The organism is Adlercreutzia murintestinalis, assembly GCF_943192905.1.
Lineage (GTDB): Bacteria > Actinomycetota > Coriobacteriia > Coriobacteriales > Eggerthellaceae > Adlercreutzia_A > Adlercreutzia_A murintestinalis.
This window is the reverse complement of record NZ_CALPCC010000023.1, coordinates 18869-30462: the sequence shown is the minus strand read 5'-3', so window position 1 is coordinate 30462 and position 11594 is coordinate 18869. Positions and strand designations below refer to the sequence as shown.

Below are 11594 nucleotides of genomic sequence, written 5' to 3'. Positions count from 1 at the left end.
TACGCGTCATGCCGACAGACGATCAAGTGGAGGGCCTGTTCGCATCGGCTTCCAACAGAGGCAAGCGGGACGATGGAGCACCTGAAGAATACGGGTCGGGAATCATCTGGAGCGAGTTCCACATGCCTACCGAATACAGACGGTGAATAATCGGAGTGGACACACTTTTTGTCCTATAACCCGCAATAATGCATGCGCACTACGTTTGCGCGCAAAAAAGGGCGCCCGCAGGCGCCCTTCCAAACTCTCTATAGGAAAAACTACTTCAAGGCAGCCTTGAGGTTCTCCATCTGCTTCGCACCCAGACCCTGCAGACGACGTGTTTCAGGAATACCCAGCTCTTCCATCAGCTTCTCGGTCTTCACCTTGCCATAACCCGGCAGAGCGTTGATGAAGGACTTCACCTTCATGCGGCCCACGATGGGATCGTCCACCTTCTTGAGGGCCTGCTCGGCGGTCATGGTGCCCAGGGACAGCTTCGTGGTGATCTCCGAGCGCTTAGCACGGACGATACGGGCCTTCTCCAGAGCCTTCGCGCGCTGTTCCGGAGTCATTGTGGGTGCTGGCATGTTAACTCGCAATCTCTTTAGGCGACGCACGGCACAGGCTGCACGCCGCAGTGGATAATTATGACGCATGGTGTATTGAAAGTTCGATTAAGCGCGTCCAACCAGTTCCACAGATATTAATGGAAACCGCGCCACTTTGCACCCATAATTTCAAATTGGGGTAGGATAGAGCGCGATAACGAGGCGAAAAGGGCCGATCAGCGGCCGTGCAGACGCATAATGGAGAGGGATATGTCAGAGCGCAACCCGCTTAACGATATACGCGTGGCATCAAGCGCAGCATTCAGCCGCGGCCAGCAGGACCGTCCGGGCGCCACCACGCTCAACTTCACGCAGAACCAACCGCTGACGGCGAGCGACATCGACACGCTGGCGGTGCTGGAGTTCGCGGCGCAAGACATCTTGCAGAAGTATCACGCGGCCATGCGTCAGATGGAAACGCGCCTGGAAACGCTTGACCAGGACATCAAGCTGCGCCTGTCGCGCAATCCCATTCATCATATCGAGTCGCGCATCAAGAGCGTGCCGAGCATCTTCGAGAAGCTGGGGCGCTACGGCAAGACGCAGACGCTGGATTCCATGGAGCGCTACATCATGGATATCGCCGGGTTGCGCGTCATTGTCAGCTACGTGCAGGACGTCTACGACATCTTGCACTACCTTGAGCACCAAGACGATCTGGAAGTGGTGGCGGTGAAGGACTACATCGCCAACCCCAAGCCCAACGGCTATCGCAGCCTGCATATGATCGTGAAGATCCCGGTGTACTTCCTGAGCGGGCGCGAAAGCGTGCCGGTGGAGATACAGATCCGCACCATTGCCATGGATTTTTGGGCCAGCCTTGAGCACGACCTCAAGTACAAGGCCGTGCACGAGATCAGCGGCGTGAACGTGGGTACCGAGCTCAAACGGTGCTCGGAGATCATCGAGGAAGTGGAGGACCGCATGCAGGTGCTGGCGCGCGCGCTTGAGCAGGATGCACCGGCTGGCAAGCGGGAAATGAAGGCCGCACGCCAGATTGACCTCTCCGATTCGCTGATGGGCGGCGAGAATCCGCTATGATAGGGGACCACTCCACCGCAGTGGAGTGATTCAGACCGCAGATCGAACAGAATGGATGTACGTATGAAGATCAAGAAGATCGCTGTGGCCGCAGCAGCCTTCGCGCTGGTTTCGGCCGTGGCGCTTGCCGGATGCAGCGGGCAACCGGCAGCAAGTTCCAGCGCCAGCGCCACCGATGACGCGCAGGGCACGACCGAAGAGATAGTGCTCGTTGACGACGGCAAGCTGACCATTGCGGCGTCGCTGGACTTCCCGCCGTTCGAGAACCTGGAAGGCAGCGAGGCGGTGGGCTTCGAGGTCGACCTGATGAAGGCGCTAGCCGAGAAGATGGGCCTGCAGGCCGAGTACCTGCCCTCCACCAAGTTCGACACCATCGTTCCCATGATCAGTGCGGGCGGCAAGGCTGACGTGGGCGTGTCGGGCTTCACGGTCACCGAGGACCGCAAGAAGGAGATCGACTTCACCGATGTCATCATGGATTCCAACCAGGGCATCGTGGTGATGAAGGACTCGGGCTACACCGATGTGGCGCAGCTGGCTGGAAAGAAGATCGGTGCGCAATCGGGTACGACCGGCTATGACTGGGCTGTTGAGAACATCGAAGGCGCCGAGGTGATCCCCTTCGACGAGATGACCGCCGTGTTCGCCGCGCTGCAGTCGGGCCAGATCGACGCGATCGCTTCCGACTTGCCAGTCGTGCAATACTACGTCAACAATGCTTATACGGATATGGAGATCATTGCCGAGATTCCCACGGGCGAACAGTATGCTATCGTGGTCAGCAAGGACAACCCCGCGCTGACGCAGGCTTTGAACGACGCTATTGCCGAGGCGAAGGCAGACGGTACCTATGATACGATCTATGAGAAATGGTTCGGTGCATCCGCTGAGTAGCTGGGATAACATCATACGAGGGGCAGGCGTGCGTCTGCCCCTCCTTCTTTTGGTGGGCGTCTTGGTGGCGCTTGCGGGTGCGCTTGCAGTGTGCGCGCTGCCCGTGCAACAGGCCCAGGCGCTCACCACCGAGCGCTTCACCGCGAAGAGCAACCAGGATGGCGCCGATGGCATCATGGGCGCCACCGACACGCGCATCACTTGGCAAGGGCAGGCGGATGAGGGCGAATCCGTCTCCAGCGTGACCATTACGCTGCCCGAAGGTTCGGTGCTGCCAGCTGATGGTACGACGGTCACGGTGTTGGATGGGCTCAAGCGTTTGAGCGTGCCCAACACGGTTGACGCAGATGGCACCAGCGTGACCGCCACGTTCGACGAGCCCACACCGGCGGGCTCTATGGTCATGCTGGAGTTCAACAACGCGCAGTTTCCTGCTGAGGGAGGCACCTTCGCCGTTCAGGGGTCGTACACGCTTGCCGATGGCAGCACAGCGGCCATCCCTGACGCGGGCAAAACCATTACGGTGACGGGCACGACGCCCAGCGAGCAAATGGCTTCCTGGCTGAACGACCAACCGTGGGTGCAGGCGTGGAATTCCAACAAGTTCTTGCACCTGTTCTTCGACCCGGCCATCGTGGTGACCACGGTGCCTGCGGTGTTCTGGGGCTGGCTGCTGGCGTTGGCGCTGGTCGCTATCAGCTTCCCGCTAGCCATACCGCTGGGGTTATGCTGGAGTTTCCTGCGCATGGCCAACAACCGCTTCGCGCGCGCTATCGGGTCTATCTACATTAACGTGGTGCGTGGCACGCCGCTGTTCCTGCAAATATACATCGCTTTCTTCGGGCTGCCGCTGTTGGGCATCCAGATGGACAACTTCGTGCTGGGCGTAGTGGTGCTGGTCATGAATTCCAGCGCGTATCTGGCCGAGATATTCCGCGCGGGCATCCAGTCCATTAACAAAGGCCAGTTCGAGGCTGCGCGCAGCCTCGGCATGAACGGCGCGCAGACCATGATCTACGTCATCATTCCACAGACGTTCCGCCGGGTGATCCCTACCATGACCAGCGAGTTCATCCTGATGTACAAGGACACATCGCTTCTGGCCGCGGTGGGCGTCATGGAGATCATGATGTACTCCAAGACCATCACGGCTGCGACGGGCAACGTGACGCCGTATATCGTGGCGGCATGCTTCTACTTGATCGTGACGATCCCGCTGACCAAGGTCATCAATCATATGGAGGTGCGCCTGGCCGGTGGGCGGCCGAAGCATCGCAAAGCCAACCGGCTGCAAGAGCAGCCCCATCATGACATCATGGCCACGGTAGGCGCGGTGGCTGCCGAGGGCAGCGAGGCTGCGGTAGCGAAGACGCTGCGCATGTCGGAGAGCTTCGCGCACACGCATCAGGTGCATGCAGAGGATTCGCTGGGCAAGAAGATGAAGGATGGCAGACGATGAGCGAGCACGAGCACGAGCACGAGCGCGAGTGCGCCGAGCAAGGCATGGTCGAGCAGGTGCGCGCTGAGCAAGAGCAAGCCGAGCAAGAGCAAGCCACGGCTGCGCATGCTGAGGGCGTGCAAGCCGAGTGTACGCATGCTGAACCTGTCATTCGCATTCAGAATCTGGTGAAATCGTTTGGCGACACTGAGGTGCTGCGCGATATCAACTTGGAAGTGAATCGCGGCGAGGTAGTGGTGGTGCTCGGGCCGTCGGGCAGCGGAAAATCCACTATGCTGCGCTGCATCAATCGGCTCGAGACGCCCACGTCGGGTCACATTTGGTTTGAGGACATTGACGTATGCGATAAGCACACCAATTTGAACGAGGTGCGCAGCCGTTTGGGCATGGTGTTTCAGAGCTTCAACCTCTTCCCGAATCTGACGGCCAAGAAGAATGTGATGCTGGCACAGCGCAAGGTGCTCAAGCGCAGCATAGAGGAAGCTGAGCGTGTGGCCGAGGCGCGACTGGCCGAGGTGGGCCTGGCCGAACGCATGGATTACAAGCCGGCTGAGCTTTCAGGTGGGCAGCAACAGCGCGTGGCCATTGCGCGGGCGCTCGCTATGGATCCGCACGTGATGCTGTTCGACGAGGCAACGAGCGCGCTTGATCCCGAATTGGTGCGCGACGTGCTCGGCGTTATGCGGCAGCTGGCGGCCGATGGCATGACTATGATCGTAGTGACTCATGAGATGGGTTTTGCGCGCGACGTGGCCGACCGCGTCATTTTTATGGATGGCGGCGTTATTGTTGAGCAGGGTACGCCCGCGCAGGTCTTCGACGACCCGCAACATGCTCGCACGAAGGATTTCTTGGGGCATATTGCGTAAGAGGGGCGCGAAGGGCGCTTGCCAAGAGACAAGACAAATGGTGCCTGCCGTTTCACCATGATGCTGTCAGCTTGAAAAGGGAGATCGGCACAAAGAAGGACGGCATCTGTCATCATTTCGCCACGCGACCGCCCTTTGGCTATGTGTCTGCCAACTTGAAAGAGATGCCCGGTACAAGCTTAAAAGAAACGCTCAGTACAAGATAAGAAAGCCGCTCACATGCCACCGCTGATACGCTGGGTGCAGCATGTCGACCCGCTCCCTACCGCACCATCACGCCACCATGCGGTGTTGCGAGATATGCATGCCTGGTACTGTGAAGGCGCTTTTTGCTTTGAGGGTGGTGGCGAATGAGGGAGCGATTCTTAGGTACGTTTGCGCGAAGCATGTTATACCGCAGGTATGCTTTTGCCCGCGGGTGTGCGACCCGCTCCTCAAGCTGTCAGGGCAATTTTTCATCCACGCCTCCCCGAGGGGCGTTCAATACAAGAAGTTTTGTCCAAAGTTGCCATGTGCGTTTTTTCTGCGAGCTGAAATGCAAATTGGCGAAATTGAAGGCGTTTGTGGGAATTTGAGCCGTTAATGCGAGTCACATGGACCACAGGAGAAGTGTTTGTAAAAACCTTATGTGTCCTGAACTGGGAAAATAGAAAGAGATGAAACGCGAATGGTTGCGGACGAGGTGTTTTGGCTCGCATTAACGGCTCAAATTCCCAAAAAGAGGGTCCAAAGCACTGTAATTCCAAAAAGGAAAGGATCAAGACGTCTCATTTCTCAAAAAAGCGGGAAGGGAGGGAAGTCCCGAGCGTCGCATTTCCCGAAAAAGCTCAAAGTATTACGTTTTTCAAAAGGGAAGGCCAAAAGCACTAAGCACCAAGTCTTCTCAAAAAAAGAAGATTCAGAGGATCAAGCACCAAGTTTCCCCAAAAGAAGACTTGAAGAGCCAAGCTTCCCACCTCCGTCTCTCTCAAAAAAAAAGAGACTAGATCACCATATTTGTAAACCAAACCAAACCAAACCAAACCAAACCAAACCAGCAGAACATCCGAGCTTAAAAACACCTGTGACCCCTCCTTAAGGGAAAGTTAAGCCTCTGGTAAGCAATCTTCAGGATTCGCTATGGGACCCTTAAGCCTCCCGCTCGATAGCCTTTATACAGGCGCAAGAAAGGAGCGGGCATCATGTGCGGTATCTGTGGTTTTACGCAGGCCGAGTTGGCCGATGTGCGCACGCTCAAGGAGATGTGCGACGTCATGGCGCATCGCGGCCCCGACGGCGAAGGCCAGTTCATCCGTGACGGCGTAGCGCTCGGACACAGGCGGCTGGCGCTGGTGGATCTGCCGGGTGGCACGCAACCGTTCATCCGCGAGAAAAACGGCACGTTCGCCCTTGTGTTCAATGGAGAGATATACAACCATGCCGCCGTGCGCGCCAAACTCATGCAGATGGGCTGGACCTTTCGCACGCGCAGCGACACCGAGACGCTGTTGGTCGCCTACATGCAGTGGGGCGAAGAGTGCCTGCATCGGCTGCGCGGCATGTTCGCGTTCGCTGTGTGGGACGAGCGTCGCGGCCAGTTGTTCTGCGCGCGTGATCCGTTTGGCATCAAGCCGCTGTATTACACCGTGCAAGGTACGCGCTTCATCTTCGCCTCCGAGATCAAGGCCATCCTGCGGCATCCGGCCTATCGGCGCCAGCTCAATCAGGAGGCGCTGGAGCAGTATCTGTGCTTTCAGTTCTCGGCGCTGCCTGAAACGTTTTTCAAAGGCATCTTCAAGCTGCCAGCCGCTCATTGGCTGCGCGTGGATCGACAGGGAACCATGCACATGCAGCGCTACTGGAGTCCGGAGTTTGCTCCCGATGCGCATCTGGAAAGCGAAGAGGCCGCGGCTCGGGTCGATGCGGCGGTGCGCGAGTCGGTGCGCTTGCATGGTGCGGCGGACGTGTCGGTGGGCAGCTTGCTGTCGGGCGGGGTGGATTCAAGCTATTTGGCCAGCTGTTTGTGCGAGAGTGATGCGTCGACGCAGACGTTCACGGTGGGATTCGCCGAGTATGAGGGCGAAAGCGACGAGATAGCGCAGGCGGGGCGCGCGGCGACCGGCCTACGGGCGGCGAACGAGGCGCGCGTGGTCTCGCAGGATGAGTACTGGGCGAATATCGGGCGCGTGCTCTGGCATATGGACGAGCCGACGGGCGACCCGGCAGCGATGGCGCTGTTCTTCGCTGACGAATTGGCGGCTACGCGCGTGAAGGCGGTGCTGTCGGGCGAAGGGGCCGACGAGCTCTTCGGTGGCTACCATATCTATCAGGCGGCGCTGGCGGCCCGGCGGCTGCGCGCGGTGCCGCGATCGCTGTTGCGCCGGTGCGCGCGGGCGGCTGCTATCCGCGGCATGCGCGGGGCGAACTTCTTGGACCGCGCCGCGCAGGGCCCAGCGGGCTGGTATTACACGAATGCCCATCAGGTGGCTTTTCGCCCCACCGAGCGCGACGCGCTGTTGGTTCGCCCGGGTGGCGGGACGTTGCCTCAGCAGGTTGCCGCGCCGCTCTACGAGCATGCAGCGCATCTGCCCGCAACTATGCAAATGCAATACGTTGACCTCCACCTATGGTTGGTTGAGGATATCCTCCAGAAGACTGATCGCATGTCCATGGCGCACTCGCTTGAGGCACGCGTGCCGTACCTGGACACGGAGGTGTTTCAGGCGGCGCGGGTGCTGCCGGAGCGCTTGCGGGTCACGCGCCAGCAAACGAAGGTGGCATTCCGTCGTGCCGCCGCCAGCGCGCTGCCGCTGCATACCGCTGCCCGCACGAAGCTGGGCTTTCCGGTGCCGCTGCGTCAATGGTTGGCCGCTGACGGGCGTCAAGCTCAGTTGCGCGTCCTTTTCGACAGTCCGGTTGCGCGCGAGTTGTTCGATACCACCATGTTGCGACGGCTTTTAGATGAGCATCGTGCGGGGCGCGACCACACGCGACGCATCTGGATGGTCTATGCATTTTTGGTGTGGCATCGTATCTATTTCGACTGAAGAAGGGTGTCTGTGCTGTATCTTCATTTGAAGGCGCACCGCGCCACCCCTCCCTGTCAGCGCTATGCCGTATGCTGGCACCGCACCGCATGCACCCGTCCCGAGCCGTATGTTGGCGCCACACGCCCTCGTCCCGCCATCCCCTGCCGACACCTAGCATTCGCGTCCCGCCGAAGCGCCATGCGGCCCACTTGTTTCGGTTAAAAGCGCGTTTCGTGACGAAAAAGGCTTCGCATAGTGCCCGATCGGTGGCATAATCATCGCAGTTGAATTATGCGATAAGGAAAGGAAGCGCTCATGCCGAAGATCGTGAATTCGTGGAACGATTGGGATCCGCTGAAGCACGTCATCGTGGGACGGTGCGATAACTCCGTCATCCCGCCGGAGGAACCGGCTACGTCTGAGAAAGTGCCAGTCGATTCGGAGATGCGCGGCATGTGGGGCCTGCGCCCGCTCGACACCGTGGAGCGCGGCAACGAGTGTCTGGATAATCTGGTGAAGATCCTGGAGGATCGCGGCGTGAAGGTTGACCGCCCCACGCCGCTGCAGTGGAACCAGGCCATCGGCACGCCCGACTTCCGCAACGACTCCATGATGACCTGCATGCCTCCGCGCGACATCCTGCTCACCGTGGGCAACGAGATCATGGCTGCGGCGAACAGCTTCCGTTGCCGTTACTTCGAGTACTTGGCGTACTGGCCGCTCATGGAGCAGTACTTTGAAGAGGATCCGGCGTTCAAGTGGACGCAGGCGCCGCGCCCGCGTCTGACCGACAAGTCGTACAAGCACAACTACTACGACGAGAAGATCAGCCTGGAAGAGCGCCTGGTGCGCACGGCCAACAAGGACTTCGTGACCACCGAGGTGGAGCCCATGTGGGACGCCGCCGACGTGATGCGCATGGGCCGCGACCTGTTCATCCAGCATGGCCTGACCACCAATCGCGCCGCCATGGACTGGTTCCAGCGCTACTACCCCGACCTGCGCGTGCATGCAGTGAACTTCCCGGGCGACCCGTATCCCATCCACATCGACGCCACGTTCGTGCCGCTGCGCCCGGGCCTGATCATCAACAACCCGCATCGTCCGCTACCTGACGAACAACGCGCCATCTTCGAGGCGAACGACTGGCAGATCGTGGAGGCGGCGCAGCCCGCGCACACCGAGCCGCCGGCGCTGTGCTATTCAAGCGTGTGGCTGTCCATGAACTGCCTGGTGCTGGATCCGAAGACCGTGGTGGTGGAGGCCTCCGAGGTCTACCAGCAGGAGCAGATGGACAAGCTGGGCATGAACGTCATTCCGTGCGACCTGCGCGATGCGTACCCGTTCGGTGGCGGTCTGCATTGCTGCACCGCCGACGTGTATCGCGAAGGCGGCTGTGAGGACTACTTCCCGAACCGCGTGGCTGACCCCACGCTGGTGCGCCCCGAGATGTGGAGCTAAGCTACCAGTCAAAGTTGCATTCCGAAGGGCCGTGCTCTGTGCGCGGCCCTTTCGTGTATCATGGGACGTGTAAGACACGGGGCTTGAGCTTAAGTCAACAGGCAGTCAGCAGATCATTGGCCTGCTGCGGCGGATAAGGGAACCATATCCGCCAATGATCCGTAGATTGGTTGTTTGACAAGTCCCACCTACAACAGAAGAGACGTTCAAAGGGGAGAATATGTCAGACAACACGGACGCTGCGGCGACGGCTGCGATCGCGCACGCGCAAAGGCCTACGACGCAGCAGCGCTACACCGACGAAGAGGCGCACGCCACGCTCAAGAAGGTGGTTGGGTCCTCGTTTCTAGGCAATTTCATCGAATGGTTCGACTATGCCAGCTATTCGTATCTGGCCATCGTTATCACGGCGGTGTTCTTTCCGGGCGAAGACCTGATGGTCGGCATGATGCTCACGTTCGGGTTGTTCGCGCTGTCGTATCTGGTGCGCCCCATTGGGGCCATCTTCTGGGGCAACATGGGCGACAAGAAAGGTCGCAAATGGGCGCTTTCCATCTCCATCTTGCTCATGTCTGGTGCCACGTTCTTGATCGGTTGCCTGCCGGGGTACAGCGTCATCGGCGTGGGTGCGCCGCTTTTGCTGTTGCTGCTGCGCATGCTGCAGAGCTTTTCGGCTGCAGGCGAATATGCTGGTGCCGCCACGTTCATCGCGGAGTACGCGCCAGCGAAGCACCGCGGCTTCTACTGCTCCATGGTGCCGGCCTCCACTGCGGCAGGCCTGCTGATCGGCTCGTTCTTCGCGTCTGCTCTGTTCGGCATCTGGGGCGCCGATTCGTCGTTCGTGACCGACTGGGGCTGGCGCATCCCGTTCTTGCTGGCGGGGCCGCTCGGCTACATCACGCATTACATCCGCACGCATCTGGAGGATTCGCCGGTCTACACCAAGATGCTTGAGGACCTGGACGCCAAGGGTCAGCCGAAGGAGAAGCACCCCATCAAGACCCTGTTCACCAAGCATCTGCGCAAGACCATCATCTCGTTCGGCTGCTGTGTGCTGAACGCCATTGGCTTCTACGTGGTGCTCACCTACATGCCGAACTACCTGGGCACTGTGCTCAATTACGACGAGGCATCCGCCACCATCATCACCAATATCGTGCTGATCGTGTACATCGGCATGATCTTCCTATCGGGGCGCATCTCCGACCGCTTCGGTCGCAAGAAGATGCTCATCGCGGCGTGCATCGGGTTCATCGTGCTCACCGTACCCTGCTTCATGATGCTGAACACCGAGAACTTCGTCATCATCCTGGTAGCGGAGCTGATCATGGCGCTCATGCTGACTATCAACGATGGTACGCTGGCAAGCTACCTGAACGAGACGTTCCCCACGGCGGTGCGCTATTCCGGGTTCGCGTTCACGTTTAATCTGGCGAACGCTATCTTCGGCGGTTCGGCGTCAGCGGTCAGTTTCTGGCTGATCGATGTGACCGGCAACAATCTGGCGCCGGCGTTCTACATGGTGGTCATCTCGGTGATCGCGCTGGTGGCTATGATCATGTCGCACGAGAACAGCCACAAGGAGCTGCACGAAGTAGGGAAGTAGCCGACTCAGCGGATGAAGTTCGTGCGCGCAGGCGGCTCAGGTGCAGGCGGCAGGATCCCTTCGGCGGCGCCAGCAGCCTTGCACTTCAGGTGATAGGCCATGTTGTGGCCCAGCATGCGCATGGTGCGCAGTCCTTCGAGATCGTGCTCGGCATCGGCAGCCTCGCGTCCGTACACCATATTCCAATACACCGACGTGATGATGGGCATCTGCACGATGCTGAAATACTTGTTCATCTCGTCGAACGTGCTCGCGCATCCGCCGCGCCGTGCCACTACTACGCCAGCCGCGGGCTTAAACGGGTAGATGTTCAAGCCGCCGCATGCTTGCGAATAAAATGAGCGATCCATGAACGACTTCGCCGCGCCGCTCATGGCAGCATAGTGCACCGGGCTGCCGAACACGAATCCGTCGTAGTCGGCCGCCCGGTGGTTGAACTCGTTCACCACGTCACCGAAGACGCATTCGCCTTCGTGCTCCGCGCAATAGCCGCACCCCAAACATCCAGCGATGGGCTTGTTGCCCACCCAGAAGCGCCCGACCTCCACACCATCCTCCATCAGCGCGGCTTCCACCTCGTCGAGCGCACGATTGGTCGTGCCGTTCTTGTGCGGACTGCCGTTGACCAACATCACCTTGATATCGTCCATGCGTTCCCTCCTTTTG

The 11594-nt window shown here is 59.4% G+C and carries 10 protein-coding genes; 8 read left to right on the top strand and 2 right to left on the bottom strand.

All coding sequences use genetic code 11. The annotated features are described in order from the left end of the window. Window positions 1-260: 260 nt before the first annotated feature. Window positions 261-569, bottom strand: a complete 309-nt coding sequence (mihF, locus tag NFR19_RS07890) for an integration host factor, actinobacterial type (protein ID WP_251213250.1) — start codon at window positions 567-569, stop codon at window positions 261-263. Between the two features lie 231 nt (window positions 570-800). On the opposite strand from mihF, the gene NFR19_RS07885 reads away from it, so the two are divergent. From NFR19_RS07885 to NFR19_RS07850, 8 genes are all read left to right on the top strand, one after another. Further along, entirely contained in the window at window positions 801-1631 is an 831-nt protein-coding gene (locus NFR19_RS07885; protein ID WP_251213249.1) for a GTP pyrophosphokinase, read from the top strand. Window positions 1632-1694: 63 nt separating this feature from the next. Continuing rightward, window positions 1695-2525, top strand: a complete 831-nt coding sequence (locus NFR19_RS07880; RefSeq protein WP_251213248.1) for an ABC transporter substrate-binding protein — start codon at window positions 1695-1697, stop codon at window positions 2523-2525. Next, window positions 2494-3984 (top strand): ABC transporter permease subunit, encoded by a 1491-nt coding sequence (locus NFR19_RS07875; RefSeq protein ID WP_251213247.1) that lies wholly within the window; start codon window positions 2494-2496, stop codon window positions 3982-3984. The genes NFR19_RS07880 and NFR19_RS07875 overlap by 32 nt, the downstream gene beginning before the upstream one ends. Continuing rightward, window positions 3981-4853 carry an amino acid ABC transporter ATP-binding protein gene (locus NFR19_RS07870; RefSeq protein WP_251213246.1) on the top strand — a complete coding sequence of 291 codons (873 nt, stop codon included), beginning with the start codon at window positions 3981-3983 and terminating at the stop codon, window positions 4851-4853. The genes NFR19_RS07875 and NFR19_RS07870 overlap by 4 nt, the downstream gene beginning before the upstream one ends. A 667-nt stretch (window positions 4854-5520) precedes the next feature. Next, window positions 5521-5931 carry a hypothetical protein gene (locus NFR19_RS07865; RefSeq protein ID WP_251213245.1) on the top strand — a complete coding sequence of 137 codons (411 nt, stop codon included), beginning with the start codon at window positions 5521-5523 and terminating at the stop codon, window positions 5929-5931. Window positions 5932-6034: 103 nt separating this feature from the next. Continuing rightward, complete coding sequence (gene asnB / locus NFR19_RS07860) at window positions 6035-7879, top strand: asparagine synthase (glutamine-hydrolyzing) (RefSeq protein WP_251213244.1); 1845 nt, start codon at window positions 6035-6037, stop codon at window positions 7877-7879. A gap of 297 nt (window positions 7880-8176) precedes the next feature. Further along, a complete protein-coding gene (locus tag NFR19_RS07855; RefSeq protein ID WP_251213243.1) occupies window positions 8177-9322 on the top strand; it encodes a serine/threonine protein kinase in 1146 nt (381 codons plus the stop codon). A 220-nt stretch (window positions 9323-9542) separates the two neighbouring features. After that, the gene (locus NFR19_RS07850) at window positions 9543-10928 is read left to right on the top strand and encodes an MFS transporter (RefSeq protein WP_251213242.1); all 1386 of its coding nucleotides are present in this window, start codon (window positions 9543-9545) and stop codon (window positions 10926-10928) included. A 5-nt stretch (window positions 10929-10933) separates the two neighbouring features. Here NFR19_RS07850 and NFR19_RS07845 read toward each other — a convergent pair whose 3' ends face one another. Next, window positions 10934-11578, bottom strand: a complete 645-nt coding sequence (locus NFR19_RS07845; RefSeq protein WP_251213241.1) for a flavodoxin family protein — start codon at window positions 11576-11578, stop codon at window positions 10934-10936. Between the last annotated feature and the right edge of the window lie 16 nt (window positions 11579-11594).

Coding starts and splice junctions, on each gene's coding strand:
- NFR19_RS07875 (WP_251213247.1), top strand. CDS start 2,494: ATGAGAAATGGTTCGGTGCATCCGCTGAGTAGCTGGGATAACATCATA.
- NFR19_RS07845 (WP_251213241.1), bottom strand. CDS start 11,578: ATGGACGATATCAAGGTGATGTTGGTCAACGGCAGTCCGCACAAGAAC.
- NFR19_RS07885 (WP_251213249.1), top strand. CDS start 801: ATGTCAGAGCGCAACCCGCTTAACGATATACGCGTGGCATCAAGCGCA.
- mihF (WP_251213250.1), bottom strand. CDS start 569: ATGCCAGCACCCACAATGACTCCGGAACAGCGCGCGAAGGCTCTGGAG.
- asnB (WP_251213244.1), top strand. CDS start 6,035: ATGTGCGGTATCTGTGGTTTTACGCAGGCCGAGTTGGCCGATGTGCGC.
- NFR19_RS07870 (WP_251213246.1), top strand. CDS start 3,981: ATGAGCGAGCACGAGCACGAGCACGAGCGCGAGTGCGCCGAGCAAGGC.
- NFR19_RS07855 (WP_251213243.1), top strand. CDS start 8,177: ATGCCGAAGATCGTGAATTCGTGGAACGATTGGGATCCGCTGAAGCAC.
- NFR19_RS07850 (WP_251213242.1), top strand. CDS start 9,543: ATGTCAGACAACACGGACGCTGCGGCGACGGCTGCGATCGCGCACGCG.
- NFR19_RS07865 (WP_251213245.1), top strand. CDS start 5,521: ATGGTTGCGGACGAGGTGTTTTGGCTCGCATTAACGGCTCAAATTCCC.
- NFR19_RS07880 (WP_251213248.1), top strand. CDS start 1,695: ATGAAGATCAAGAAGATCGCTGTGGCCGCAGCAGCCTTCGCGCTGGTT.